The 26,741-nt window shown below is 68.7% G+C and carries 27 protein-coding genes and 1 pseudogene; 15 read left to right on the top strand and 13 right to left on the bottom strand.

What is annotated here, in order from left to right:
* The first annotated feature begins 5 nt into the window (after positions 1-5).
* Entirely contained in the window at positions 6-1,043 is a 1,038-nt protein-coding gene (locus tag IZR02_RS10210; protein ID WP_025105070.1) for a quinone-dependent dihydroorotate dehydrogenase, read from the top strand.
* Here IZR02_RS10210 and IZR02_RS10205 read toward each other — a convergent pair.
* Positions 1,018-1,590 carry a DUF3043 domain-containing protein gene (locus tag IZR02_RS10205; protein WP_025105069.1) on the bottom strand — a complete coding sequence of 191 codons (573 nt, stop codon included), beginning with the start codon at positions 1,588-1,590 and terminating at the stop codon, positions 1,018-1,020. The two genes, IZR02_RS10210 and IZR02_RS10205, sit on opposite strands and share 26 nt — an antisense overlap.
* 45 nt (positions 1,591-1,635) lie before the next feature.
* Between IZR02_RS10205 and IZR02_RS10200 the strand changes: the two genes are divergently transcribed.
* The 5 genes from IZR02_RS10200 (at position 1,636) to IZR02_RS10180 (ending at position 6,680) form a co-directional block, all read left to right on the top strand.
* Positions 1,636-3,039, top strand: a complete 1,404-nt coding sequence (locus IZR02_RS10200; RefSeq protein ID WP_025105068.1) for a dipeptidase — start codon at positions 1,636-1,638, stop codon at positions 3,037-3,039.
* 67 nt (positions 3,040-3,106) lie between these two features.
* Positions 3,107-3,469, top strand: a complete 363-nt coding sequence (gene erpA / locus IZR02_RS10195) for an iron-sulfur cluster insertion protein ErpA (RefSeq protein ID WP_025105067.1) — start codon at positions 3,107-3,109, stop codon at positions 3,467-3,469.
* A gap of 109 nt (positions 3,470-3,578) precedes the next feature.
* Entirely contained in the window at positions 3,579-4,505 is a 927-nt protein-coding gene (gene ctaC / locus IZR02_RS10190) for an aa3-type cytochrome oxidase subunit II (RefSeq protein ID WP_051582271.1), read from the top strand.
* Positions 4,506-4,508: 3 nt separating this feature from the next.
* Positions 4,509-6,242, top strand: coding sequence for an aa3-type cytochrome oxidase subunit I (gene ctaD, locus IZR02_RS10185; RefSeq protein ID WP_025105065.1), 1,734 nt, complete (start codon positions 4,509-4,511; stop codon positions 6,240-6,242).
* 3 nt (positions 6,243-6,245) lie between these two features.
* Positions 6,246-6,680 (top strand): cytochrome c oxidase subunit 4, encoded by a 435-nt coding sequence (locus IZR02_RS10180; RefSeq protein WP_025105064.1) that lies wholly within the window; start codon positions 6,246-6,248, stop codon positions 6,678-6,680.
* A 63-nt stretch (positions 6,681-6,743) separates the two neighbouring features.
* Here the strand turns inward: IZR02_RS10180 and IZR02_RS10175 are convergent, their stop codons facing one another.
* From IZR02_RS10175 to ctaE, 7 genes are all read right to left on the bottom strand, one after another.
* Positions 6,744-7,163: a rhodanese-like domain-containing protein gene (locus IZR02_RS10175; RefSeq protein WP_025105063.1), complete on the bottom strand. Its 420-nt coding sequence runs from the start codon at positions 7,161-7,163 to the stop codon at positions 6,744-6,746.
* A gap of 80 nt (positions 7,164-7,243) precedes the next feature.
* The gene (locus tag IZR02_RS10170) at positions 7,244-7,768 is read right to left on the bottom strand and encodes a GNAT family N-acetyltransferase (protein ID WP_025105062.1); all 525 of its coding nucleotides are present in this window, start codon (positions 7,766-7,768) and stop codon (positions 7,244-7,246) included.
* Positions 7,765-8,178, bottom strand: coding sequence for a RidA family protein (locus IZR02_RS10165; RefSeq protein ID WP_025105061.1), 414 nt, complete (start codon positions 8,176-8,178; stop codon positions 7,765-7,767). Before IZR02_RS10165 ends, IZR02_RS10170 begins: the two co-directional genes overlap by 4 nt.
* Before the next feature lie 78 nt (positions 8,179-8,256).
* Positions 8,257-10,071, bottom strand: a complete 1,815-nt coding sequence (gene qcrB, locus IZR02_RS10160) for a cytochrome bc1 complex cytochrome b subunit (protein WP_025105060.1) — start codon at positions 10,069-10,071, stop codon at positions 8,257-8,259.
* The gene (gene qcrA / locus IZR02_RS10155) at positions 10,068-11,144 is read right to left on the bottom strand and encodes a cytochrome bc1 complex Rieske iron-sulfur subunit (protein WP_025105059.1); all 1,077 of its coding nucleotides are present in this window, start codon (positions 11,142-11,144) and stop codon (positions 10,068-10,070) included. The genes qcrB and qcrA overlap by 4 nt, the downstream gene beginning before the upstream one ends.
* A gap of 36 nt (positions 11,145-11,180) precedes the next feature.
* A complete protein-coding gene (gene qcrC / locus IZR02_RS10150) occupies positions 11,181-11,981 on the bottom strand; it encodes a cytochrome bc1 complex diheme cytochrome c subunit (protein WP_025105058.1) in 801 nt (266 codons plus the stop codon).
* A 20-nt stretch (positions 11,982-12,001) separates the two neighbouring features.
* A complete protein-coding gene (gene ctaE, locus IZR02_RS10145) occupies positions 12,002-12,655 on the bottom strand; it encodes an aa3-type cytochrome oxidase subunit III (RefSeq protein WP_025105057.1) in 654 nt (217 codons plus the stop codon).
* A gap of 192 nt (positions 12,656-12,847) precedes the next feature.
* Here ctaE and trpD point away from each other — a divergent pair.
* Positions 12,848-13,917 (top strand): annotated as a pseudogene (gene trpD, locus IZR02_RS10140) (anthranilate phosphoribosyltransferase).
* Positions 13,918-13,919: 2 nt separating this feature from the next.
* Entirely contained in the window at positions 13,920-14,906 is a 987-nt protein-coding gene (locus tag IZR02_RS10135; RefSeq protein ID WP_217316411.1) for a PHP domain-containing protein, read from the top strand.
* Between the two features lie 12 nt (positions 14,907-14,918).
* Here the strand turns inward: IZR02_RS10135 and IZR02_RS10130 are convergent, their stop codons facing one another.
* The 3 genes from IZR02_RS10130 to IZR02_RS10120 all read right to left on the bottom strand — a co-directional run bounded on the left by IZR02_RS10130 (position 14,919) and on the right by IZR02_RS10120 (position 17,199).
* Positions 14,919-15,869, bottom strand: a complete 951-nt coding sequence (locus tag IZR02_RS10130; RefSeq protein ID WP_036293159.1) for a 5'-3' exonuclease — start codon at positions 15,867-15,869, stop codon at positions 14,919-14,921.
* A 32-nt stretch (positions 15,870-15,901) separates the two neighbouring features.
* The gene (locus tag IZR02_RS10125; protein WP_162817583.1) at positions 15,902-16,402 is read right to left on the bottom strand and encodes a hypothetical protein; all 501 of its coding nucleotides are present in this window, start codon (positions 16,400-16,402) and stop codon (positions 15,902-15,904) included.
* A gap of 263 nt (positions 16,403-16,665) precedes the next feature.
* Positions 16,666-17,199 (bottom strand): hypothetical protein, encoded by a 534-nt coding sequence (locus IZR02_RS10120; protein ID WP_205272909.1) that lies wholly within the window; start codon positions 17,197-17,199, stop codon positions 16,666-16,668.
* Positions 17,200-17,433: 234 nt separating this feature from the next.
* Here IZR02_RS10120 and rpsA point away from each other — a divergent pair, with 234 nt between their 5' ends.
* The 7 genes from rpsA (at position 17,434) to IZR02_RS10085 (ending at position 25,642) form a co-directional block, all read left to right on the top strand.
* A complete protein-coding gene (gene rpsA, locus IZR02_RS10115; RefSeq protein ID WP_025105051.1) occupies positions 17,434-18,888 on the top strand; it encodes a 30S ribosomal protein S1 in 1,455 nt (484 codons plus the stop codon).
* 144 nt (positions 18,889-19,032) lie between these two features.
* Positions 19,033-19,884 (top strand): ABC transporter ATP-binding protein, encoded by an 852-nt coding sequence (locus IZR02_RS10110; protein WP_025105050.1) that lies wholly within the window; start codon positions 19,033-19,035, stop codon positions 19,882-19,884.
* Positions 19,881-20,921, top strand: a complete 1,041-nt coding sequence (locus tag IZR02_RS10105; RefSeq protein WP_025105049.1) for an aliphatic sulfonate ABC transporter substrate-binding protein — start codon at positions 19,881-19,883, stop codon at positions 20,919-20,921. The genes IZR02_RS10110 and IZR02_RS10105 overlap by 4 nt, the downstream gene beginning before the upstream one ends.
* Positions 20,918-21,775, top strand: coding sequence for an ABC transporter permease (locus tag IZR02_RS10100; RefSeq protein ID WP_025105048.1), 858 nt, complete (start codon positions 20,918-20,920; stop codon positions 21,773-21,775). Before IZR02_RS10105 ends, IZR02_RS10100 begins: the two co-directional genes overlap by 4 nt.
* Positions 21,766-23,772 carry an acetate--CoA ligase gene (gene acs / locus IZR02_RS10095; protein WP_025105047.1) on the top strand — a complete coding sequence of 669 codons (2,007 nt, stop codon included), beginning with the start codon at positions 21,766-21,768 and terminating at the stop codon, positions 23,770-23,772. The genes IZR02_RS10100 and acs overlap by 10 nt, the downstream gene beginning before the upstream one ends.
* The gene (locus IZR02_RS10090; protein ID WP_025105046.1) at positions 23,769-25,073 is read left to right on the top strand and encodes an O-acetylhomoserine aminocarboxypropyltransferase/cysteine synthase family protein; all 1,305 of its coding nucleotides are present in this window, start codon (positions 23,769-23,771) and stop codon (positions 25,071-25,073) included. Before acs ends, IZR02_RS10090 begins: the two co-directional genes overlap by 4 nt.
* Positions 25,070-25,642, top strand: coding sequence for a CoA-binding protein (locus IZR02_RS10085; protein WP_025105045.1), 573 nt, complete (start codon positions 25,070-25,072; stop codon positions 25,640-25,642). The genes IZR02_RS10090 and IZR02_RS10085 overlap by 4 nt, the downstream gene beginning before the upstream one ends.
* 26 nt (positions 25,643-25,668) lie before the next feature.
* Here the strand turns inward: IZR02_RS10085 and IZR02_RS10080 are convergent, their stop codons facing one another.
* Positions 25,669-26,199, bottom strand: coding sequence for a hypothetical protein (locus IZR02_RS10080; RefSeq protein WP_162817582.1), 531 nt, complete (start codon positions 26,197-26,199; stop codon positions 25,669-25,671).
* A complete protein-coding gene (locus IZR02_RS10075) occupies positions 26,196-26,711 on the bottom strand; it encodes a signal peptidase I (RefSeq protein WP_025105043.1) in 516 nt (171 codons plus the stop codon). The genes IZR02_RS10080 and IZR02_RS10075 overlap by 4 nt, the downstream gene beginning before the upstream one ends.
* Positions 26,712-26,741: the final 30 nt, after the last annotated feature.

Genomic DNA, 26,741 nt, shown 5'->3' with positions numbered 1-26,741 from the left:
CAGGGATGTATCCGCTGCTCTTCCGCGCCGTCCTCTCGCGCTTCGACCCCGAGTTCGCCCACCACGCCGGCATGGCGGTGATCCGCGTCCTCGGTGTGCCGCCGTTCTCGTGGGCCACCCGTGCGATGACCCGCCCGGACCCCTCGCTGCGGGTCGAAGCCCTCGGGCTCACGTTCCCGTCACCGTTCGGCGTCGCCGCCGGGTTCGACAAGAACGCCGTCGGGGTCCGCGGACTCGCGGCGCTCGGCTTCGGCCACGTCGAGGTCGGCACGATCACGGCAGTCCCGCAGGAGGGCAACCCGAAGCCGCGCCTGTTCCGGCTGGTCGAGGACCGGGCGGTCATCAACCGCATGGGCTTCAACAACCGGGGCGCGGATGCCGCAGCCCGCCGCCTCGCCCGGCTCCGCCGCGGCGCGCCGGACACGGTGATCGGCGTGAACATCGGCAAGAGCCGCGTGGTGGACGTCGAGGACGCGGTCGCCGACTACGTCGCCTCCGCCACCAGACTCGCTCCGCTCGCCGACTATCTCGCGGTCAACGTCTCGTCGCCGAACACCCCAGGGCTGCGGGGCCTGCAGGCGGTCGAGACCCTGGCGCCGCTGCTGCGCGCCGTCCGTGACGCGGCCGCGTCCACTCCGCTGCTCGTGAAGATCGCCCCCGATCTGCCGGATGACGAGATCACCGCGATCGCGCGGCTCGCGGTCGACGAAGGGCTCGCGGGCATCATCGCCCACAACACGACGATCAGCCGTGACGGCCTGCGGACCGATGCGGCCGTCGTCGAAGCGGCCGGCGCCGGGGGGCTCTCGGGGGCTCCGCTCAAGCAGCGGTCGCTGGAGGTGCTCCGGGTCGTCCGTGCGGCGGTGCCGGAGGACTTCTGCGTGATCGCGGTGGGCGGTGTGGAGACGGCCGCCGATGTGCAGGAGCGTCTGGATGCCGGGGCGACCCTGGTCCAGGGCTACACGGCGTTCCTCTACCGCGGCCCGTTCTGGGGCCGCGAGATCAACCGCGGACTGGTCAGTCGGGGTACTGCCCCCGCTTGACCTGCGGCTTGGGCAGGCGCATGAAGCGCATCTGCAGAGCCCGCATGCCGGCGTACCAGCCGAGACCCTTCTCGACGCGGTCCTTGCCGAACTTCGCGGCCGCCTTGCGCTTGACCCGCATGCCGAGGAGGATCATGCCGCCGATCGCGATCACGAGGTACACCATCATGAACAGGTACGCGTAGAACGAGATCATCATGTTCGTCGGCAGCAGCGAGGCCAGGATGACGAGGACCATGACGCCCATGACGAACTCGGCGGGGTGCCAGCCGGCATCGACGTAGTCGCGCACCCATCGACGCTGCGGGCCCTTGTCGCGCGCGGGGAGGTACTTCTCCTCACCGGCGGCCATGCCGGCCTGTGCCTTCGCGCGGCGCTCGTTGAGCTCGGCGCGGGCCGCGGCCTTGGCCTCCTTCGTGTTCGCCACGAGGGGGCGGCGGCGGGCGGCCTCCTGCTCGGCGCGGGTCGGCGTCGCGCGTCCCTTGCCGACGGCAGGCGTCTGGGGGGCGTCGTCGTTCGTCGAAGGGGAGGCGGGGGTAGTGGCCACGAGGTTCCTCGGTTCGCTGGGGTGGGTCGCCTTAAGATTACTCGCATGACCTCACCTGCACTTCCCAGCGAGTCCGACGCCGCCGTCCTCGAAGCAGTCGCCACCGGTATCCCGTCCGCGCTGTCGGACCTCGGGAACCTCGTGCGCATTCCCGGCATGGCCTGGCCGGCCTTCGACCAGACGCAGCTCGAGCGCAGCGCCGACGCCGTCGCCACGCTCGCGCGCGGCACCGGTGTCTTCGACGAGGTGAGGGTGCTCCGTGCCGACATCCCCGGCACCGACGAGCAGGGCCAGCCCGCCGTCCTCGCGACGCGCGCGGCGCGGAACGGGAAGCCGACGATCCTCCTCTACGCCCACCACGACGTGCAGCCTCCGGGGGAGGACGCCCTGTGGGAGACGCCGCCGTTCGAGCCGACGGTGCGTGACGGCCGCCTGTACGGACGCGGCGCCGCGGACGACAAGGCCGGCATCATGGCCCACATCGGCGCGATCCGCGCGGTCGCCGACGTGCTCGGCGACGACCTCGACCTCGGGATCGCGATGTTCGTCGAGGGGGAGGAGGAGTACGGTTCGCGGTCCTTCGCGCAATTCCTCTCCGACAACAAGGACGCCCTCCGCGCCGATGCGATCGTCGTCGCGGACTCGGGCAACTGGGATTCCGTCACGCCGGGCCTGACCGTCTCCCTCCGCGGCAACGCACGCTTCACCCTGAAGGTGCGCACGCTCGACCACGCGTCCCACTCTGGAATGTTCGGTGGCGCGGTGCCCGACGCGATGATGGCGACCGTGCGTCTCCTCGCCACCCTGTGGAACGAGGACGGCTCCGTCGCGGTCGAGGGCATGACCGCTCGGGACGCCGAGACACCCGAGTACACCGAGGAGACGCTGCGCGACGAGGCCGGGCTCCTCCCGGGGACGACGCCCATCGGCGACGGCACGATCCTCAGCCGCATCTGGAACAAGCCCTCCGTCACCGTGATCGGCATCGATGCGACGAGCGTCGCGGCGGCGTCGAACACGCTGCTCCCGGAGGTGACCGTGGTCATCAGCGCACGTGTCGCCCCCGGACAGTCCGGCCAGGAGGCCTACGAGGCTCTCGAGCGGCACCTCCGTGCCCACGCCCCGTTCGGCGCCGAGCTGACCTTCTCGGACGTCGACCTCGGCAACCCCTTCCTCGTGGACACGAGCGGGTGGGCGGTCACCCTCACCCGCGACGCGATGCGCGACGGGTATGGGGTCGCTCCGGTGGACCTGGGCGTCGGCGGGTCGATCCCGTTCATCGCCGACCTCGTGCGCGAGTTCCCGGAGGCGCAGATCCTCGTGACGGGCGTGGAGGATCCGCACTCCCGCGCGCACAGCCCGAACGAGTCTCTGCATCTCGACACCTTCCGGCATGCCGTGGCGACCGAGGCCCTGCTCCTCGCCCGCATGAACGCGCGGGAGATCTGAGCCTTCCGTCCGCACCGGCGGTAGAATCGTCGAAGAGCACGTACCCGGCCCCGTCACGAGGAGCGACATGAGCGACACCACCCTGTCCGCAGAGACCACCCGCGCACACGGCGTCAAGCTGACGGACGCCGCCGCCACGAAGGTGAAGAACCTTCTCGAGCAGGAGGGCCGCGACGACCTCCGTCTGCGTGTCGCCGTGCAGCCCGGCGGCTGCTCGGGCCTGATCTACCAGCTCTACTTCGACGAGCGCTACCTCGAAGGCGACGAGACCGTCGACTTCGACGGTGTCGAGGTCATCGTCGACAACATGAGTGTTCCCTACCTCGACGGCGCCTCGATCGACTTCAAGGACACCATCTCGGAGCAGGGCTTCACCATCGACAACCCGAACGCGGCGGGCAGCTGCGCCTGCGGCGACAGCTTCCACTGACACGTTCTTCCCGCGAACGGCCGCCGTCACGTCCCGTGACGGCGGCCGTTCCGCTTCTCAACCTGCATGGTTGGCATGAATCAGGTGTGAGGTTGCTCTAGACTTGGACATGCCTTGTCCGCGATCTGAAAGGTGCATCGTGCCCTCGAAACGCCGCCTTCGTTGGGCCGCACTCCCTGTGGGAGTTGTGGCAGCTGTGGCTCTGGCGGGATGTACTCCCACCGAGCTGAACGGCTTTCTTCCGGGCTTCGTGGATGGTGGTCCGGCAGCAACCAACCAGACGGAGCGCGTGTCGTCCCTCTGGGTGAACTCCTGGATCGTGCTCCTCGCGGTGGGTGTCGTCACCTGGAGCCTCATGGCCTGGGCTGCGATCGCGTACCGCCGCCGCAAGGGCCAGACCGGCCTCCCGGTGCAGATGCGCTACAACATGCCGATCGAGATCTTCTACACGATCGTGCCGCTCATCCTCGTGCTGGGCATGTTCTTCTTCACGGCTCGCGACCAGACCGAGATCGAGACGAAGTGGGACGACCCCGACGTCGAGATCACCGCGATCGCCAAGCAGTGGGCATGGGACTTCCAGTACAACGGCGAGACCGAGGAAGACACCGTGTGGACCATGGGCATCCAGGCCCAGCCCGACGCGGAAGGCAACATCGACCAGGCGGAGCTGCCGACCCTGGTGCTGCCGGTCGACCAGAAGGTCACCATCAACCTGCAGTCGCGCGACGTCATCCACTCCTTCTGGATCATCGACTTCCTCTACAAGAAGGACATGTTCATCGGGAAGGACAACTCCTGGTCCTTCATCCCCACCCGTGAGGGCGAGTACGCCGGCAAGTGCGCCGAGCTCTGCGGCGAGTACCACTCGATGATGCTCTTCAACGTGAAGGTCGTCTCGCAGGACGAGTACGCCGCCTACCTCGAGTCCCTCGAGGAAGAGGGCAACACCGGGGACATCACCGACGCGTACGACCGTCTCTCGAACCTCCCCGGCACCTCCGGGAAGACCGACACCGAGGAAGGAGAGGAGTAAGCCATGTCGACCACTGAAGCTCCTCGCACCGACGAGGCACCTCGCTCCCGTCCCACCACCCTGCCCGCGCGCCAGGCTGCTCTGATGAGCTCCTCCCGCGTCGAGCAGAAGGGCAACATCGTCGTCAAGTGGATCACCTCCACGGACCACAAGACGATCGGGTACATGTACCTCATCGCCTCGGTGATGTTCTTCCTCCTGGGTGGCGTGATGGCGCTGGTGATCCGTGCCGAGCTGTTCGCGCCGGGCATGCAGATCGTCCCGACGAAGGAGCAGTACAACCAGCTGTTCACGATGCACGGCACGATCATGCTGCTGATGTTCGCGACGCCGCTGTTCGCCGGCTTCGCTAATGCGATCCTGCCGCTGCAGATCGGTGCTCCGGACGTCGCCTTCCCGCGTCTGAACGCCTTCGCCTTCTGGCTGTTCCTGTTCGGCTCGACCATCGCGGTCGCCGGCTTCCTCACCCCGCAGGGTGCGGCCTCGTTCGGCTGGTTCGCGTATCAGCCCTTGGCCAACGCGTCGTTCTCGCCAGGAGCGGGCGGAAACCTCTGGATGCTCGGTCTCGGCATCTCGGGCTTCGGCACGATCCTCGGTGCGGTGAACTTCATCACGACGATCATCACGATGCGTGCTCCCGGCATGACGATGTGGCGCATGCCGATCTTCAGCTGGAACACGCTCATCACCAGCCTCCTGATCCTGATGGCCTTCCCGGTCCTCGCCGCGGCGATCTTCGCCGCCGCCGCCGACCGCGTGCTCGGTGCGCACATCTACGACCCGGCCAACGGCGGTGTCCTGCTCTGGCAGCACCTCTTCTGGTTCTTCGGACACCCCGAGGTCTACATCATCGCGCTGCCGTTCTTCGGCATCGTCTCGGAGATCTTCCCGGTGTTCAGCCGGAAGCCGATCTTCGGGTACAAGACCCTGGTCTACGCGACGATCGCGATCGCGGCCCTGTCCGTCGCCGTGTGGGCGCACCACATGTACGTCACCGGCTCCGTGCTCCTGCCGTTCTTCGCTCTGATGACGATGCTCATCGCGGTGCCCACGGGTGTGAAGATCTTCAACTGGATCGGGACGCTGTGGCGCGGCTCGGTGACGTTCGAGACCCCGATGGTGTTCTCGCTCGGCTTCCTCGTTTCGTTCGTCTTCGGTGGCCTCACCGGTGTGATCCTCGCGGCCCCGCCGCTGGACTTCCACCTCAGCGACAGCTACTTCGTCGTGGCGCACTTCCACTACGTGGTGTTCGGCACGGTCGTGTTCGCGATGTTCGCCGGTTTCTACTTCTGGTGGCCGAAGTGGACGGGTCGCATGCTGAACGAGCGCCTCGGCTACGTGCACTTCTGGATGCTGTTCGTCGGCTTCCACATGACCTTCCTCATCCAGCACTGGCTCGGTGTCGACGGCATGGTGCGTCGCTACGCGGACTACTCCGCGGCGGACGGCTGGACGTGGCAGAACCAGGTCTCGACGATCGGTGCGATCATCCTCGGCGCCTCGATGCTGCCGTTCTTCCTGAACGTCTGGATCACGGCGCGGAAGGCGCCGAAGGTCACCGTGAACGACCCCTGGGGCTACGGTGCCTCGCTGGAGTGGGCGACCTCGTGCCCGCCGCCGCGGCACAACTTCACGTCGATCCCGCGCATCCGCAGCGAGCGTCCGGCGTTCGACCTGAACCACCCGGAGGCCGCGGAGTTCGCGACCACCGCACCCGGCGAGCGAGAGGGCCACTGAGCCATGCGCGACAACGTCATCATCTGGTGGGTCCTGACCGCGTTCTTCGCCCTCGTCGGCGTCGTCTACACGGGCTGGAACATCCTGGCTCATCCCGGGCTTCCGCTGGTGAACCAGATCGAGTGGGTCGGCACCGTCGCCCTGTTCTTCTCGGCCTTCATGGGCGCGATGGTCGCCTTCTACCTCGACCGGACGCACAAGGCGCAGAACGGTGAGCTGCCCGAGGACATCCTCACGTCGGACATCGACGACGGTGACCCCGAGCTCGGCGAGTTCAGCCCGTGGTCCTGGTGGCCGCTGGTGCTCGCGGCTTCGGCGGGAGTGTTCGTCGTCGGCCTGGCGGTCGGTCACTTCCTGCTCCCGATCGGTCTCGCGATCTTCGTGGTCGCGATCGTCGGCTGGGTCTACGAGTACTACCGCGGTAACTTCGCCCGCTGAGTCTCCTCACAACCCGAAGGCCCCCGGATCACTCCGGGGGCCTTCTTCGTTCCTGCGATCCGCTCACACGCGGGTGCGGATGCGGGGGATCCCGGTCAGCGGGTCGACGGGACGGTGGTGCACACCCTCGGCGTCTTCGATGGGATATCCCTCGCGGGCCCAGTACTCGAAGCCGCCGATCATCTCGCGCACGCGATAGCCGAGACGAGCGAACTCGAGCGCGCCGCGGACACCGCCGTTGCATCCGGGGCTCCAGCAGTAGACGACGACCTCAGCATCCGCCGGGATCTCCTCCGGGGCGCGGTGCGCGATCTCGCTGTGAGGCATGTGGAGCGCGCCGGACACGCGCCCCTGAGCGAACGCCTCGCTCGAGCGGACGTCGACCACGACCAGAGCGCGGCCGGCGGCACGGTCGGCGTGCACGTCGCTGGGGTCGGTCTCGAAGGCGAGGCGGGCGGCGAAGTAGTCAAGGCGATCGATCATGAGCCCAGACTAGGGACGCGCGGGCGCCGACGACCGAGGGATACCGTCGTGCGTCGCGCGAATCCTGCCGTCGTGGCCGGTCAGAGCGCCGCGGTCATCTGGATCCGCCGTCCGTACCGGGTCAGGCCCAGACGCTCTTCGACGGCGACGAGCTCACGGAGGAAGTCGGTGTCCGGCGTGGATTCCGTGAAGCCGCAGCGGGAGTAGAAAGGGGCGTTCCAGGGGACGTCCGCGTATGTGCGCAGCGTGAGCTGTGTGCGGCCCCGACGGCGGGACTCGTCCTGGGCCGCCATGACGAGGGCGCGACCGATACCGCGGCGACCGGAGCCGGGGTGGACGGACAACTGCTCCAGATGGGCGTACCCGGGTCCCTCCAGCACCTGCACGAACCCGACCGGCACCTCGAGTCCGCCGGAAGCCTCCGTCGTAGGGGAGCAGGTGGCCACCAGGACGAATCCCTCGGCGCGCCGGCGGTCGTCGGCTGTCGACGGCGGGGGCCAGTCCTCGGCACCGAAGCGATCGGTCAGAAGGCTGTCAGCGGCGCGCTCGATCTCCTCCAGGACGGCATGGTCCTGATCCGTCGCGTGTCGGATGAGGGTGGTCATGCACGGTCCGCGGGCAGAGCGGCGACCGCCTCGATCTCGACGAGCTGGTCGTCGTAGCCGAGGACAGTCACGCCGAGGAGGGTGCTGGGGACGTCGTGAGGCCCGAACGCGGCGTGGACGATGTCCCAGGCCGTGACGAGGTCCCGCTGCGCGGAGGAGGCCACCAGGACCCGCGTGCTGATGACATCCGTCAGAGTGGCGCCGGCAGCCGTGAGCGCGCCCTGCAGCGTCTCGACACACCGTGCCGCCTGAGCGGCGTAGTCTCCGGGGGCGGTGGTCGTCCCATCGTCCTCCAACGGGCAGGCTCCGGCCAGGAAGACCAGACGCGCGTCAGCGGGGGCGGTGGCGGCGTACGCGTACGGGGTGTCGGCGAGGAGGGGAGCACGGAGCAGGCGGACGACCGAAGACATGAGACGATCCTCTCATCAGGGGAGAACGATGAAGGCCCCGTCCTAACGGACGGGGCCTTCATCGAAGGGGAGTGACGACTACTCGTCGTCCTCCGACTTCTTCTTCCGAGGCTTCTTGACGGGCTCGGTCGAGATCACCGTGCTGGGCGTGTTCGGCGTTTCGTCGACGTGCGTCTCGTCGACCGTGAGCGGCGCGTCCGGGAACCCGGCACGCTCGTGAGCGCCCTGGATCTCGGCGGCCTCCGCCTCCTCGTTCCCCGCAGTGACGTGATGCTGGTGCGCATCGGCGGCGTCGATCTCGGCCTGCGTGAGCGGGGCGAGACGGTCCTCGAAGAACCAGCGGGACATCGCAGAACGGAGGTTCTCCGTCCACGGGATGCGGCCCTTGGCGTTCGGGCGGACGACCAGCGGCTCGTAACCGTCGACGTCGATGAGCTTCCAGCGGTCGTAGACGTCGACCGGCTGGTGCACCTCGATGAACTCGCCGCCGGGGAGGCGGACGATGCGTCCGGACTCGAAGCCGTGCAGGACGATCTCGCGGTCCTTCTTCTGGAGCGCGATGCAGATGCGCTTCGTGACGAAGTAGCCGATGATCGGGCCCAGGAACAGCAGCGCCTGCAGCGTGTGGATGACGCCTTCCATGGTGAGCATGAAGTGCGTGGCGATGAGGTCGGACGAGGCCGCCGCCCACAGGACCGCGTAGAAGATGACGCCGGCGACGCCGATCGCGGTGCGGGTGGCCGCGTTGCGCGGACGCTGGGCGATGTGGTGCTCGCGCTTGTCGCCGGTGACCCACGCCTCGATGAACGGGTAGATCGCGACGATGACGATGAACAGACCGAGCACGGCGACCGGAGCCAGGATTCCGAACGACCAGGTGTGGTCGAGGAACACGATGTCCCAGTTCGACGGGGCCAGGCGCAGCGCGCCGTCCGCGAACCCGATGTACCAGTCCGGCTGCGTACCGGCCGAGACGGGGGAGGGGTCGTAGGGGCCGTAGTTCCAGATCGGGTTGATCTGGAAGAACGTCGCGATCAGCACGATGGTGCCGAAGACGATGAACAGGTAGCCGCCCATCTTGGACATGTAGACCGGCATCATCGGGTAGCCCACGACGTTGTCGTTCGTGCGGCCGGGGCCGGCGAACTGCGTGTGCTTGTTGATGATCATGAGCATCAGGTGCACCGCGATGAAGGCGATCACCAGCATCGGGAGCAGCAGGATGTGCAGGGTGTAGAGGCGTCCCACGATGTCGGTGCCCGGGAACTCGCCGCCGAAGAGGAGGAAGGAGGTCCAGGTGCCGATCAGGGGGAGACCCTTGATCATGCCGTCGATGATGCGCAGACCGTTGCCCGAGAGCAGGTCGTCGGGGAGCGAGTAGCCGGTGAAGCCCTCGGCCATCGCGAGGATGAACAGCACGAAGCCGATCACCCAGTTCAGCTCGCGCGGCTTGCGGAACGCGCCCGTGAAGAACACGCGCAGCATGTGCACGCCGATGCCGGCGATGAAGACGAGCGCGGCCCAGTGGTGGATCTGGCGGACCAGGAGGCCGCCGCGGAGGTCGAACGAGATGTGCAGCGTCGACTCGAGAGCCGAGGACATCGCGATACCGCGCATGGGGGCGTAGGCGCCGGTGTAGTGGGTCTCCACCATCGACGCCTGGAAGAAGAACGTCAGGAAGGTTCCGGAGAGGAACACGACGACGAAGCTCCAGAGCGCGATCTCACCGAGCATGAACGACCAGTGGTCGGGGAAGATCTTGCGACCGAGCTCCTTGACGAAGCCGGAGAGGCTCGTGCGCTCATCGATGTAGTTCGACGCGGCGCCGACGAAGCGGCCGCCGAGAGGCGCCTTGGTGTCCTTCTCGTCCTTGGACAGCGTTGCGGTGCTCAATGGCGCTCCCAGAAGCTCGGGCCGACGGGTTCGGTGAAGTCGCTGCGTGCGATGAGGTAGCCCTCGTCGTCCACGGTGATGGGCAGCTGAGGCAGCGGCCGAGCGGCCGGGCCGAAGATGACCTTCGCGTGGTCCGTGACGTCGAACTGCGACTGGTGGCACGGGCACAGCAGGTGGTGGGTCTGCTGCTCGTACAGCGCGACGGGGCAGCCGACGTGCGTGCAGACCTTGGAGTACGCGACGATGCCGTCGTAGGACCAGTCCTTGCGGTCCTCGGCCTCGATGAGCTGCTCCGGGCGGAGGCGCATCATCAGCACGATGGCCTTGGCCTTCTCCTCGAGGTAGCCCTCATCGTGACCGAGCTCCGCGAGGTCCTCCGGGATCACGTGGAAAGCGGAGCCGAGCGTGACGTCGGCGGCACGGATGGGGGTGCCGTCGGGGTCGCGGACGAGGCGCATGCCCTCATCCCACATCGTGTGCTTCAGCAGCGCGACCGGGTCGCCCGCGGTGGGGTCGTCCGGCGTGGAGTGCGGGGCGAGGCCACGGAACAGCGTCACACCGGGGATGATCGACGCGACGATCGCCGCGAACAGCGAGTTGCGGATCATCGTGCGGCGACCGAAGCCGGACTCCTCGTTGGCGTCGGCGAAGGCCTTGATGGCCGCCTCACGCGTCGAGTCCTTGCCCCGGGTGGGGTGGCGGAGCTCGACGTGCTCCTTGTCGGACATGAGGGCCTTCGACCAGTGGATCGCGCCGATGCCCAGGGCCAGCAGCGCGAGCGCGATGCCGAGACCGATGAAGAGGTTGTTCTGACGGATGTCGATGAGAGCGCCGCTCTCGATCGGGAACAGCATGTAGGCGGCGACCGCCCAGATGCTGCCGGCGAGCGACAGGTAGAACAGCGTGTAGACGGTGCGGACGGCGGCCTTCTCGGCGCGCGGGTCCTTGTCGGTCATCCGCTCGCGGTGCGGCGGAAGCCCGGGGTTCTGCACGGGATCGCTGACTGCGACACCCAGCCCCGGAGAGGGCTGGTAGGCCCTGTCAAGAGCCTGCGAGTCGTCGTCGTGTGCCATGGTGCTCCTCGTACGTTCCTCTTCGATGAATAAGCGTCAGTTGGACTTCGCCGTGATCCACACGGTGATGGCGACCAGAGCGCCGATACCGAAGATCCACACGAACAGGCCTTCGGAGACCGGTCCGAGCGAGCCGAGGGAGAAGCCGCCGATCTGGACGGACTGCTGCTGGAAGAGCAGAGCCGAGATGATGTCGCGCTTGTCCTCGTCGGACAGGTTCATGTCGCCGAAGACCGGCATGTTCTGCGGGCCGGTGACCATGGCCGCGTAGATGTGCAGCGCGCTGGTCTCCGTGATGGCCGGAGCGTACTTGCCCTCGGTGAGAGCGCCACCGGCGGCGGCCACGTTGTGGCACATCGCGCAGTTGACGCGGAAGAGCTCGGCGCCGTGCGCCACGTCGCCTTCGCCGTCGATGATCTCGTCAGCGGGGTACGTCGGGCCGGGGGCCTCGGACTGCACGTAGGCCGCCATCGCGAGGATCTGCTCCTCGGTGAACTGCGGCTCCTTCTGCGGAGCCTGCGGTCCCTGCATCTGCAGCGGCATGCGGCCGGTCGACACCTGGAACTCCACCGCCAGCTCGCCGACGCCGTAGAGGCTCGGGCCGTTGGGGGTGCCCTCCAGGTCGAGGCCGTGGCAGGTGGCGCAGTTCGCCGTGAACAGCTTCTCGCCGTCCTCGACCGTCAGCTGCGTCGATGCCGTGGGGGCGTCGTTGGCGGCGAATGCCGCGGTCGCACCCGCGTACACCGCGCCGGTGATCATGAGGCCTGCTCCGATGAGCGCGGCCGCCGCCAGTGGGCTGCGACGACCGCTCGAACGGCGCTTCTTCTCTCGTGCCATCTCGGGGATCAGCTCCGCTCTTATTTCAGGAAGTAGATAACGAAGAACAGCACGATCCAGACGACGTCGACGAAGTGCCAGTAGTAGGACACCACGATCGAGGAGGTCGCCTCCTTGTGCCGGAAGTTCTTGACGGCGTACGCGCGGCCGATCACCAGGAGGAACGCGACGAGTCCGCCGGTGACGTGGAGGGCGTGGAAGCCGGTGGTGAGGTAGAACGCCGAGGCGTACGAGTCCGCCTGGATGGGCATGCCCTCTGCGACGAGCTGGGCGTACTCCCACACCTGGCCGGACACGAAGATCGCGCCGAGGGCGAAGGTGAGGAAGAACCACTCGACCATGCCCCAGCCGAACAGGCGACGGCGGCCGGCGCCGTTCTTCTGGCCCTTGCCGATCTTGTACGGCTGCAGGTCTTCGGCCGCGAACACGCCCATCTGGCAGGTGAACGAGGAGAGCACGAGGATCGCCGTGTTCACTGCCGCGAACGGCACGTTCAGGAGCTCGGTACGGTCGGCCCACAGCTCGGGGGAAGTGCTGCGGAGGGTGAAGTAGATCGCGAAGAGTCCCGCGAAGAACATCACCTCGCTGCCGAGCCACACAATGGTGCCGACAGCTACCGGGTTGGGCCGCTTGATGGTTCTCGCCGCCGGGGCATACGTCGCTGAGGTCGTCACCCCTCCATTATGGCCGATCCGCGGGCGTGATTCTTGCACCCGCGCCCCTCGATTCGCCCGTCGAGGACTTAGGGGACCCTAAGAAAACACTGCGAATACCCGGTGAATACGCGGGAAACGTCGCTCTTCCGCGGGCTGCGCGCTCGCCCGGATCGATCTGCACGTTTTCTCCGCGCCGATAGGATCGCACACATGGCTGATTCCCTGACCTGGTCCGATGTGCTCACCTCTCTCCTGGAGCGTCGCGACCTCAGCGTGTGGGAGTCGACGTGGGCCATGCGCCAGATCATGAAGGGCGACGTCTCCGAGGCGCAGCTCGCCGGATTCCTCGTCGCTCTGCGGGCGAAGGGGGAGACGATCGATGAGATCGTCGGCTTCCGCGACGCGATTCTCGAGGCGGCCGTGCCTCTGCCGGTCTCGCCGAACGTGCTGGACATCGTGGGCACGGGCGGCGACCGCGTCGGGACGGTGAACGTGTCGACGACGGCCGCCGTCATCATCGGTGCCACGGGCATCCCCGTTGTCAAGCACGGCAATCGCGCCGCGAGCTCGGCCTCGGGCTCCTCCGACGTCCTCGGTGCACTCGGCCTCGAGCTCTCCCTCGACCCCGCGGCGGTCGCCTCGATCCTCGACCGGACGGGCATCACCTTCGCCTGGGCGGGGGCGTTCCACCCCGGGTTCAAGCACGCCGGTGCCGTCCGCTCGCAGCTCGGCGTTCCTACGGTGTTCAACATGCTCGGCCCGCTCTGCAACCCCGCGCGTGCCGAGGCGAACGCGGTCGGTGTCGCCCAGATGGAGCGCGTCCCGCTGATCACCGGCGTCTTCCGCACCCGGGGAGCGACGGCGCTGGTCTTCCGCGGCGACGACGGCCTCGACGAGCTCACGACCACCGGGCACAGCCGCATCTGGGAGGTCACCCGTGGAGACATCCACGAGCACGACCTCGATCCCCGTGACCTCGGCATCCCGCTCGCCGACCTCTCCGACCTCATCGGCGGCTCTCCCGCCCACAACGCCGAGATCCTCCGCCGGACGCTCGCGGGGAGCAGGGGCCGGTACGGGACATCGTGCTCCTCAACGCCGCTGCCGGCATCGTCGCCTTCGAGCTGTCGCAGGACGCGACCCAGGTGCAGCGGCCGATCCTCGAGCGGCTCCGCGATGCGCTCGCCCGTGCGTCCGCCGCAGTGGACGACGGGCGCGCCCTGGCCAAGCTGGATCAGTGGATCGGCGTCAGTCGCGAGCTGGCCGCGCCGAAGGAGTGAGCATGGACCCGGTCGACGCGCTGCTCGAGATCGCTTCGCTGCTGGAGCGCGAGCGGGCGTCGCGCTACCGGGCCAAGGCGTTCCGCCAGGCGGCGGCCACGTTCCAGGATCTTCCGTCCGACGTGCAGGGCGACCCGACGCGTCTGCGAGCGGCCAAGGGCATCGGGGAGTCGACCTTCGCCGTCATCCGCCAGGCGCAGGCAGGAGAGGTGCCGGAGTACCTCGTGGAGCTCCGCGGCGACGTGGAACCAGAGAAGGTGTCGGTGCTCCGCGGGAAGCTGCGCGGAGACCTGCACGCCCACACCGAGTGGTCGGACGGGACGACGTCCATCGAGGTGATGGCCGCTGCCGCCCGCGCGCAGGGCCACGAGTACCAGGCCATCACCGACCACTCTCCACGCCTCCGTGTGGCGCGAGGGCTGTCGGCGGAGCGGCTCCGCGAGCAGATCCCGCAGGTGCGGGCGCAGTCGGGGGACGGCTTCATACTGCTCGCCGGCATCGAGGTGGACATCCTGGAAGACGGAGCGCTCGATCAGGAGGACGCCCTCCTCGCGGACCTGGACATCGTCGTCGCCTCGGTGCATTCCAAGCTCCGCATGGACGGACGGGCGATGACCGCGCGGATGATCGCGGCTGTCTCGCATCCTCGGGTGAACGTCCTTGGACACTGCACCGGCCGGCTCGTCCAGGGCGACCGGGGCACGCGCCCGCCCTCGGCCTTCGATGCCGCCGCGGTGTTCGCGGCGTGCGCGGAGAACGGGGTGGCGGTCGAGATCAACTCGCGGCCCGAGCGTCAGGACCCGCCGGACGAGCTCATCGCGATCGCGCTCGAGGCCGGATGCCTCTTCTCGATCGACTCCGACGCGCACGCTCCCGGACAGCTCTCTCTGCTGGACCACGGCGCCGAACGTGCGGAGCGCGCCGGGGTGCCGGCGTCGCGCATCGTCACGACGTGGGGTCTGTCGCGCCTCCTCGCCTGGGCGGAGTGAGGTCCGGCCGCGTCAGCCCTCGGTGATCTGGCTCGCGGCCGCGGTGACCGCGGTGACGGCCCGGGTCATCGAGCTTCCGAGGTTCCAGCGCTCGGCGAGGGCCGTGGCTTCCGCCGCTTCGTCCGGCGTGAGGGCTCGCAGCGCGACATCGGGAGCGGTGATCGGGAGCTCCGTGGCGACGGCGACGACCGTGGGGGCGACATCGAGATACGCCTGCGCGTCGAGGATCTTCGCGCGGATGCCGGCGCTCATGCCCTCGCCCGTTTCCGCGGCTTCCCGGATGCCGACGAGGTCGCCGTGCTTCTGCAGCAGGGTGGCGGCGGTCTTCTCGCCGATCCCGGCGACGCCCGGGAGTCCGTCCGACGCATCGCCGCGCATCGTCGCGAAGTCCGCGTACTGCGAGGGGAGCACCCCGTACTTGGTGACCACAGTGGCGTCCGTCACGACCTCGAGGTTGCTCATGCCGCGCGCCGTGTAGATCACACGCACGTCGCGCTCGTCGTCGACGAGCTGGAACAGGTCGCGGTCGCCGGTGACGATGTCGACGGGCATCGTCGCGTGCGTCGCGAGGGTGCCGATGACGTCATCCGCCTCATGCTCGGCGACGCCGACGATCGGGATGCCGAGGACCGCGAGCGTCTCGCGGATCAGCGGGATCTGCGCCTCCAGCGGGTCGGGCACTTCCTCGACGTCGGGCGCACCCGCCACGACCTCCACCACGCGGTGCGTCTTGTAGCTGGGGATGAGGTCCACTCGCCACTGCGGGCGCCAGTCGTCGTCCCAGCACGCCACGACGTGGGTCGGCTGATAGGTGGTCACGAGCTTCGCGATCATGTCCAGCAGGCCGCGCGCCGCATTGATGGGGGAGCCGTCGGGGGCTGTCACCTTGTCGGGGACGCCGTAGAACGCGCGGAAGTAGAGGCTGGCGGTGTCGAGCAGCATGAGGCGTTCGGCGCGGGTCATGGATTCAGGGTAGAGCGTGCCCCACGGGGTGCTCAGCAGCCCGCAGCCGCGGGTCGTTCTTCACACGTCCGTGCCACGAGCGCGGTGGTCGCCTCGTAGATGCGGATCTGCCTTGATGCGCCATCGACCGAAAGCTCGCCGGACACCGGGAACCAGCCCCCGCCGACGTCGACCTCCGCCGTGTAGGCGACCGTCGTCCTCGTCGTGTAGGTGCCGCGTCGGGTGTAGACGTGGCTCGTGGGGGTCGCGGTGAAGGGCGCTTGGCCGAGCGTCGCCCACGTGCGGCCGCCGTCCGGCGCGGTGGCCGTCGTCCCGTCGCCGTGGTCGAAGACGACCCGTGCGGGTGTGAAGCGCACCGTCACCGGCCGGTCGAGGAGTGTGCCGCTCGCCGTGTGCGCCGCGACGGTCGCCACGAAGTTCGTCGCCATCCCCACGACGCCGGCGTTCCCGGGCTCCGCTGTCGTCGTCACGGGGTCCGGCGCGAACCGTGCGAGGTCCTCGATCGTGAGCGGGTGCTCGGACTCCTCCGTCACCCGCACTCCGTACATGCCGCACGACCGGCTCAGCGCCGTGTCCGTCTTGCACGGTTCGCGTTTTGGTTCTGGGGCGGAGCGATCTCGTTGGGCAGCTGACTGATCGCTCGTCACAGTTCGTTCTTGCTGCGCACGGACAACTAGCGAGCCATTGCGCGATGCCGTCCATCCGCTATCGAAACCGGCTTGGGGTTGGCCGTTGTCTGGGAGGTCGGCAAGCGTCGTCACGGCTAACAGGACCAGAGAAGTGAGCGTGACGCCACCTAGGGCTCGCATTGCAGCGCCTCCGATGAGGTGATCGACGAGATCACAAGGCCTGTGCTCGTGGTGGCAGCGACGAACTCAACATTGACTGGTTGGCGGGGTGGTCGATCGTCTGGCACTGCCGATGTGCCGTCTGGATTCTTCAGCGATACCTCCGAGACGTCCAGGCACAAATTGGCTGTCACTTCCGAGTCGGCGTAACTCTGGATCTCCATCCGGTCGAAGCTGGATTCACCTGAGCGAACTATGGCTGCGGCGTGGAGCCGGCTGTAGTTCTCTCGCGCAGAAGTAGCTGCGTCGTCGGCCAGCCAGGCGTAGACCAGTTCAAACGTGGCTGGGTCTTGCAGGTCTGTACTGTTGGTCGCTTTGGTGTACTCGGCAAAGGTCGCCTCGGCGGCGGCGAAGGCCTCTTCCTCGGAGGTGAAGGCGGGGGAGGGGGTCGGCGTGGGCTCCGGAGCGGGGGCGCAGGCGGACAGGGCCGAGACGCCGAGGGCCAGCACGGCGAGCATGCGGAGAGCGGTGGGCGACATCACCGGGCCACCGTACGCGGAATGGACGGAGCTGCGCCGACGTTATCCACAGAGAAGCTCGCACGAATCCGCTCTTTCGCGGACGGCAACTTCTGATAGCCTGAACTGTCACTCGTGGCGTGTACACGCATGCCCAGGTGACGAACACACCACAATCCACCTGCTGCGAAGCACATCCCGGCCGTGCGCGGCCATGCTCCGCAGCCCGAGTATCCATTCACAAGGACAACCCACTACATGACTACCGCAACGACCGCCCCGGCCACCAAGCAGGTCGCCATCAACGACATCGGATCTGCTGAGGACTTCCTGGCCGCGGTCGAGAAGACCCTGAAGTTCTTCAACGACGGCGACATCATCGAGGGCACGATCGTCAAGATCGACCGCGATGAGGTCCTGCTCGATGTCGGCTACAAGACCGAGGGTGTCATCCCCTCGCGCGAGCTCTCGATCAAGCACGACGTCGACCCCAACGAGGTCGTCAAGGTCGGCGACGAGGTCGAGGCCCTGGTTCTCCAGAAGGAGGACAAGGAAGGCCGCCTGATCCTCTCCAAGAAGCGCGCACAGTACGAGCGCGCCTGGGGAGACGTCGAGAAGATCAAGGAGAACGACGGCGTCGTCACCGGTACGGTCATCGAGGTCGTCAAGGGTGGACTCATCGTCGACATCGGCCTCCGTGGCTTCCTCCCGGCCTCGCTCATCGAGCTCCGTCGCGTCCGCGACCTCACGCCGTACCTCGGCCAGGAGATCGAGGCGAAGATCCTCGAGCTCGACAAGAACCGCAACAACGTCGTCCTCAGCCGCCGCGCGCTGCTCGAGCAGACGCAGTCGGAGTCGCGCACCACGTTCCTGAACAACCTGCACAAGGGTCAGGTCCGCAAGGGTGTCGTCTCCTCGATCGTCAACTTCGGTGCGTTCGTGGACCTGGGTGGCGTGGACGGCCTCGTGCACGTCTCCGAGCTGTCCTGGAAGCACATCGAGCACGCCTCCGAGGTCGTCGAGGTGGGCCAGGAGGTCACCGTCGAGATCCTCGAGGTCGACCTCGACCGCGAGCGCGTCTCCCTGTCGCTGAAGGCGACGCAGGAGGACCCGTGGCAGGTCTTCGCCCGCACCCACGCGATCGGTCAGGTCACGCCGGGTAAGGTCACCAAGCTCGTTCCGTTCGGTGCGTTCGTCCGCGTCGCCGACGGCATCGAGGGCCTCGTGCACATCTCCGAGCTCTCCAGCAAGCACGTCGAGCTGGCCGAGCAGGTCGTGTCGGTGGGCGAAGAGGTCTTCGTCAAGGTCATCGACATCGACCTCGAGCGTCGTCGCATCTCGCTGTCGCTGAAGCAGGCCAACGAGTCGGTCGACCCCAACGGCACCGAGTTCGACCCGGCTCTGTACGGCATGCTCGCCGAGTACGACGAGAACGGCGAGTACAAGTACCCGGAGGGCTTCGACGCCGAGACCGGTCAGTGGAAGGAAGGCTTCGACGCCCAGCGCGAGGCATGGGAGCAGGAGTACGCTGCGGCCCAGGCTCGCTGGGAGGCGCACAAGGCTCAGGTCGCGAAGGCGGCCGAGGCCGAGGCTGCGGCCGGCGACGACTTCGGCGGCCAGTCCTTCTCGAGCGAGTCGGCCGGCGCCGGCACGCTCGCCGATGACGAGGCTCTCGCGGCTCTGCGCGAGAAGCTCTCGGGCGGCAACTCCTAAGCACCACTCCGAAAAGGGTCGTCACCCCGCCTCACGGCGGGTGTGGCGGCCCTTTTCGCATGCCCGGTATCCGGCGGAGCAGCTGCGTGACGCAACGTTACGACCGCATTCGTAACATTCCGGAGCCTCCGACAGCATGGGGACATGACCGCCCTCCTGCCCGCTGCGTCGCGCACCGCTGAGGCCCCGACGACGTCGGGCTCCGCACAACCCGTGCGCTTGGACGGCATCGCGCGGTCGTTCCCGCTCGCTCAGGGGCGACGCGAGGTGCTCCGCGGCATCGACCTGGATATCGCCGCCGGGGAGATCGTCGCCGTCGTCGGTCCGTCCGGGTGCGGGAAGTCGACGCTGCTGCGCCTCATCGGCGGACTGGACACCCCTACGCGCGGGACGATCCGTCTGGACGGCTCCGGTGTCGCCGACGTCGACGAGCGCACGGCGATCGCGTTCCAGGAGCCGCGGCTGCTCCCGTGGCGTACGCTCGCGCAGAACGTCGAGCTCGGTCTTCCCCGGGGCGTCTCCCGCCGCGCCGGACGCGCCCGGGTCCGCGAACTCCTGCAGCTCGTGGGACTCGAGCACGCCGCCGACCAGCGCCCCCGTGAAGTGTCGGGAGGCATGGCGCAACGGGCCTCCCTCGCCCGGGCTCTCGCCAGGAACCCCGGAGTCCTGCTGCTCGACGAGCCGTTCGGCGCGCTCGACGCCCTCACGCGCCTCCGCATGCACGACCTGCTCCTGAAGATCCACGCGGCCGAGCTCACCACGGTGCTGCTCGTGACCCACGACGTGGAGGAGGCGCTCTATCTCGCCGACCGCGTGCTGCTGCTGCGCACCGTCGGCGACGCGGACGACACCGCGTCGTCCGTCGCGCGGACGATCCGCGTCCCCGGCATCCGCCCTCGAGACCGCGCCGACCGCGGCCTCGCCGACCTGCGCGCCGAGCTCCTCGAAGGGCTCGGCGTCGACACGCACCACCACACCCCCGAGGAGACCCGATGAGCACCATCACCCGCCGCATCATCCCTGCGATCGCCGTCGCCGGGACGATGATGCTCGTCGCCACCGGCTGCGTCGCCGGGGAGAACGCGTCCGCCGAGGCCGAGTCCACCCCGGCCGGGAACGGCGAGTGGTCGGCGGACACGCTGTCCATCGACTTCGCGACCTACAATCCGCTCAGCCTCGTGATCCGCGACCAGGGCATCCTGGAGGACATCCTCGGCGACGACGTCACCGTCGAATGGGTGCAGTCCGCCGGCTCGAACAAGGCCAACGAGCTCCTCCGCTCGGGTTCGGTCGACGTGGGGTCGACGGCGGGCTCGGCCGCGCTGCTCGCCCGCGCGAACGGTTCGCCGATCCAGGTGATCGACATCTTCTCCCAGCCCGAGTGGTCGGCCATCGTCGTCGGGCCCGACAGCGACATCACCTCGGTGGAGGATCTCAAGGGTGCCTCCGTCGCGGCCACCAAGGGCACGGACCCCTACTTCTTCCTCCTCCAGGCCCTGGAGGAGGGCGGGCTGTCGCTGGCTGACGTCGAGGTGCAGAACCTCCAGCACGCCGACGGCCGCGCGGCGCTCGACGGCGGTTCGGTCGACGCATGGGCGGGTCTCGACCCCATCATGGCCGCCGCGGAGCAGGAGTCGGGCGACAAGCTCATCTACCGCAACGTCGACTTCAACACGTACGGCTTCCTCAACGCGACCGAGGACTTCATCGACAACCACCCCGACCTCGCTCAGGCCGTCGTCGACGCCTACGAGGAGGCGCGTGCGTGGGCGCTGGAGAATCCGGAGGAGACCGCCGCCCTGTTGGCAGAGGTCGCCGGTATCGACCTCGAGGTCGCGACCACGGTCATCCAGGAGCGGTCGAACCTCGACGTGGACGGCGTCCCCGGTGATGACCAGCTCGCGGTGCTCGAGAAGATCGCTCCGGTGCTCGTCGAGTCCGGCGACGTCCAGGGTGGGCAGGAATCCGTCGACAAGGCGCTGTCCAGCATCATCAACGACACCTTCGCGACGAAGGCGGGCGCAGGCGAGTGACCGGTCTTGAGGATCGGGTGGTCGTCCCGGCGGAATCGCGGGACGCGCTCGAGTTCGCGAAGGGTGCTCCCCGGCGGGGGACGGGAGGATCACGGCGAGGTCTGCCGCCCGCCGTACGGATCGTCGGGGGTCTCCTGCTCCCGGCCGCGATCCTCATCGCCTGGCAGGTGGTCACGACGGCCGGCCTCATCGAGCCGTACCGCCTCCCGGCGCCGGCGTCGGTCTTCCAGGCCGGGGTGGAACTCGCCGAGACCGGACAGCTCTGGACCCACATCGCCATCTCCGTCCAGCGGGTGCTGCTCGGATTCGCGATCGGCTCGGTCGTCGGCCTCGCCGCAGCCGGCATCGTCGGGCTCTCGCGCTGGGGTGACGTGCTGCTCAGCCCGACTCTCGCCGCGGTTCGCGCGGTGCCGTCGCTCGCCTGGGTGCCGCTGCTGATCCTGTGGATGCAGATCGGCGAGGAGTCCAAGGTGACCCTCATCGCGATCGGTGCGTTCTTCCCGGTCTACACGACCGTCGCCTCCGCGCTCCGGCACGTGGACCCGCAGCTCGTCGAGGCGGGACGCTCCTTCAGCCTGCACGGATGGTCATTGTTCCGGACGGTGCAGCTCCCGGCCGTCGTGCCGTCCGTCGTCGCGGGCCTGCGCCTCGCCCTCGCCCAGGCGTGGCTGTTCCTGGTCGCCGCCGAGCTGATCGCCTCGTCCATGGGGCTCGGTTTCCTCTTGACCGACTCCCAGAGCACGGGGCGCGTCGACCGCATCCTGCTCTCCATCGTGCTGCTCGCGCTGCTCGGCACGATCACCAACGGCGTGCTCGCGCTGCTGGAGAAGTACCTGCTGCGGCGATGGACGTGACGACGACCGAGGCTCGGCTTCAGGAGGAACGGGTCTATCCTCCGTCGCCCGCGTTCCTCGACGCCAACGTGACCGCGGACGCCTACGAGCGCGCGGCCGCTGATCCTCTGGCCTTCTGGGAGGACGCGGCGCGCCGACTGGACTGGGCCGAGCCGTGGACGGCCGTGCACGAGTGGGAGCCGCCCGTCGACGGTGCCGTCCCCGCGGCGCGGTGGTTCCTCGGCGGGCGGCTGAACGTCGCGGTGAACTGCGTGGACCGTCATGTCGATGCCGGACGCGGAGACAAGGTCGCGCTGCATTTCGAAGGGGAGCCCGGCGACCGGATCTCGGTGACCTACGCCGACCTGCAGCGTCGTGTGGCCCAGGCGGCGCACGCGCTGGAAGACCTCGGGATCCGACCGGGGGACCGCGTGGTGATCTACCTCCCCGTGCTCGTGGAGACCGTGGTCGTCACGCTCGCGTGCGCGCGGATCGGAGCCGTCCACTCGCTCGTGTTCGGAGGGTTCTCCGCGGAGGCCGTGCGGTTCCGGCTCGAGGACACCGGGGCGAAGCTGCTCGTCACCAGCGACGGCCAGTTCCGGCGGGGGACGGCGACCGAGGTCAAATCCGCCGCCGATGCCGCCGCTGCGGGACTGCCGGACCTCGAACACGTCCTCGTGCTCCGTCGCACCGGACAGAGCGTCCCGTGGACCGAAGGCCGGGACGTGTGGTGGCACGATGTCGTCGACACGGCTCCCACCGTGCATCGGGCGGAGGCCTTCGACGCCGAGCACCCGCTCTTCATCATCTACACCTCCGGCACGACCGGGAAGCCCAAAGGCCTCGTGCACACCTCCGGTGGCTACCTGACCCACGCGAGCTGGGCGCACTGGGCGCACTTCGACGCCAAACCCGACGACGTCCATTGGTGCACGGCCGACCTCGCCTGGGTCACGGCCCACACCTACGAGATCTACGGGCCGCTGTCGAACGGGCTCACCCAGGTCATCTACGAGGGCACGCCGGACACTCCGCGCCGCGAGCGGCACCTGGAGATCATCGAGCGCTACGGCGTCACGGTCTACTACACGGCCCCGACGCTCATCCGGACGTTCATGACCTGGTTCGGCGACGAGCTGCCGAGCGGCCACGACCTGTCGACCCTGCGACTGCTCGGCACGGTGGGCGAGGCGATCAATCCGGAGGCCTGGGTGTGGTTCCGCCGGAACTTCGGGCGGGAGGAGCTCCCCGTCATCGACACGTGGTGGCAGTCGGAGACCGGCGCCGCGATGATCGCCCCCCTGCCCGGCATCACGCCGCTGAAGCCCGGCTCCGCGTCGGTCCCGCTTCCGGGCATCGACGTCGCGGTGGTCGACGAGAACGGGGACGAGGTGGCGCCGGGCCGATCCGGGACGCTGGTCGTCCGGCGCCCGTGGCCGGGGATGGCGCGGACCGTCTGGGGGAACCCGGAGCGCTACCGCGACGCGTACTGGTCCGCGTACGCCGGCGTGGGCGCGCACGGCGGCTACTACGTCGCCGGAGACGGGGCGGCCCGGGACGCCGACGGGTTCATCTGGATCCTGGGCCGGCTCGACGACGTCGTGAACGTGTCCGGTCATCGCCTCTCGACGATCGAGATCGAGTCGGCGCTCGTGGCGCACGAGACCGTCGGCGAAGCCGGGTCCGCCGGCGTGGCGGATCCGGTCACCGGGCAGGCGGTCGTGGCATTCGTCACCCCGTCCGGCCGGGCGGAGATCGACGCGCACGCGCTGCGCGCTGAGGTCGCCCGCGCGATCGGTCCGGTCGCGAAGCCGAAGCACGTCGTCGTCGTGCCGGACCTGCCCAAGACACGCTCGGGGAAGATCATGCGCCGCCTGCTCGCGCAGCTCTGGGATGCCGAACAGGATCGGCGCGCGGGACGCACTCCGCAGGCCCTCGGCGACACGACGTCACTGCAGAACCCCTGGGCCGTCGACGACATCGCCGGCGCTCTCGCCGCAGAATCGAGGACATCATGACCGAGGACCACCGCTTCGGGTTCCGCACGCGCGCTCTGCACGCCGGCGGCACACCGGACGCCGCCACCGGAGCGCGGGCGGTGCCGATCTACCAGACGACGTCGTTCGTCTTCGACGATGCGGCCGACGCCGGGAACCTCTTCGCGCTGCAGAAGTACGGCAACATCTACTCGCGCATCGGCAACCCCACCGTCGCCGCCCTGGAGGAGCGGCTGGCCTCGCTGGAAGGCGGTATCGGGGCGGTGGCGACCGCCTCCGGGATGAGCGCCGAGTTCATCACGTTCGCCGCCCTCGTGGGCGCGGGCGATCATGTCGTCGCCGCCGCGCAGCTCTACGGCGGCACGGTGACGCAGCTCGACGTCACCCTGCGACGGTTCGGCGTGGAGACGACGTTCGTCAGCTCCTCCGACCCGGCCGACTTCGCCGCGGCCATCCGTCCGGAGACCAAGGTCGTCTACGTCGAGATGATCGGGAACCCGTCGGGCGAGATCGCCGACATCGCGGGTCTCGCCGCCGTCGCGCATGAGGCGGGGGTGCCGCTCGTCGTCGACGCCACGCTGGCCACCCCGTACCTCGCGCGCCCGCTGGAACACGGGGCGGACATCGTCATCCACTCGGTCACGAAGTTCCTCGGCGGTCACGGCACGACCCTCGGCGGCGTGGTCATCGAGAAGGGCACCTTCGACTGGGGGAACGGCAAGTTCCCGCAGATGACCGAACCGGTGGCCTCCTACGGCGGGATCTCCTGGTGGGGGAACTTCGGCGAGTACGGATTCTTGACCAAGCTGCGCTCCGAGCAGCTGCGCGACATCGGGCCGGCGCTGAGCCCGCAGTCGGCCTTCGCGCTCCTGCAGGGCGTGGAGACGCTGCCGCAGCGCATCGACGCCCACATCGCCAACGCCCGGGTCGTCGCCGAGTGGCTGGCCGCCGACCCCCGCGTGTCCTACGTCACCTGGGCGGGGCTGGACGGTCATCCGCATCACGAGCGTGCCGCGCGATATCTGCCGCTGGGACCGGGCTCCGTGTTCGCGTTCGGGGTCGCCGCCGAGGACGGCCGCGCCGCGGGGGAGGCGTTCATCGAGAACCTGCAGCTCGCGTCCCACCTCGCCAACATCGGCGACGCCCGCACCCTGGTGATCCACCCGGCCTCCACCACGCACCGCCAGCTCACCGAGGAGCAGCTCGTCGCCGCGGGCGTGCGCCCCGACCTGATCCGCATCTCCGTCGGCCTGGAGGACGCGGAGGACATCATCTGGGACCTCGACCAGGCCCTCACCCTCGCGACGGGAGCCCACCGATGAGCACGACCTCCGCCGGCGACGCCTGCGCCATCCCGTCGACCACGGATGCCGCCAGCTGCGCGCTCCCCGCTGCCGTCGAGCCGGGCCGCACCTGGACCGGGCCCTCGCAGCCGCAGCGGTTCGGACTGCTGCGGCGGGCGCGATCGATCGCCATCGTCGGTGCCTCCGGGAATCCGTCGCGGGCCTCGTACTTCGTCGCGACCTACCTGCTTTCGAGCACGGCCTACGACGTCTATCTCGTGAACCCGAGGGAGACCGAGATCCTCGGCCAGCCGGTCTACCCGTCGTTGAGTGCCCTGCCCGTGCAGCCCGACATCGTGGACGTGTTCCGTCGTCACGACGACCTCCCAGGGGTCGCGCAGGAGGCGATCGACAGCGGCGCGAAGACCCTGTGGCTCCAGCTCGGCTCCTGGAACGAGGAAGCCGCCGCGATCGCGGAGGCGGCCGGGCTCTCGGTAGTCATGGACCGCTGCATCAAGATCGAGCACGCCCGCTTCCACGGCGGCCTGCATCTCGCCGGCTTCGACACCGGGGTGATCAGCTCCCGACGGCAGCTGCTCGCGCGCTGAGGGGTGCCGCGCCCCGCCCAGGAGGCTCAGGTGCAGATCGTGTTCGCCGTGGTGCGCTGCAGCGTCACGGCAACCTGAAGGTCGGTGAGGTGCCAGTCGAGGCTGCGGCCGGTGAGCCGGGGCAACGAGGAGCACGTCCACGCGGGGTCCGGCGTGACGTGGCTGCCCGGGAGCACCCCCGCAGCGGTCCACGAGGTCCACGTCCGGGGAAGGCCCGTCGCCTTCTTCAGATCCACGTCGACGTCGACGTGGTGCGACCCGCCCGGGGCGTTCGTGCTGATGTAGAAGTGGCCGGAGGTGTCGCTGATCTCCTCGTAGCGGATCGCCGTGATCGCGCAGCTGGTGGGAGCTGCCGACGGGCTGCTGTAGGCCTTGCACGTGTTCCCCGCGAACGGCGACAACCATGTCGAGGCGGACGTCACCGTCGCCGTGACCACGGTTCGATCCGTCCACGCCGCGGTGGTGGTCGAGACGCTTCCCTGGGCGACGGCCAGGAAGACGAACGCCATCGCGACCGCGAAGCCGGCCATCGGGGAGACCCGTCGTGCCGGCATCACGTGGTCAGCGGCTTCCGCGCCGGTCGCTCCCCGGGGCTCATCATGCTCAGGCCGAGCAGCCCCAGGAGTCCGAGGAGCAGCGGGACGGCGACGGCGGGCGTGGTCATCCGCATGATGGCGGTCCCCCAACCGGGAAGCTGCACCGCCGGCTTCCAGGCATCGCCGGTCACCGGATAGTCGAGAGCGTCGGAGAACTCGTTGTTGTCGCCCTTCATGGTGATCGTGCGCGCGCCGTCGGCGGCTTCGATGGCGGTGATGCGATGGGTCACCAGGGAGTCGGTCAGCGCGCTCCGGAGGCTGACGACGTCGCCCACCTCCAGAGAGTCGGCGGGGACCTTCGTGGCGATGAGGAGATCGCCCGTCATGATCCCGGGCTCCATCGAGCCCGAGATCACGACGAGCGGCTGGATGAGCCCGATCGCCGTGGCGCCCCAGACGACGCCGCAGCCCACGCCCGTGGCAGCCAGCGCCCAGAGCACGGGCAGGGCGAGCCGGCGGAGGATCTGCACCACGGTTCGTCTCTTCGTTCTCTGCTGCGGGGC

Source organism: Microbacterium paraoxydans, from assembly GCF_019056515.1.
GTDB lineage: Bacteria > Actinomycetota > Actinomycetes > Actinomycetales > Microbacteriaceae > Microbacterium.
Note: the sequence above shows the minus strand (reverse complement) of the source record. Positions and strands in the feature narration are given on the sequence as shown.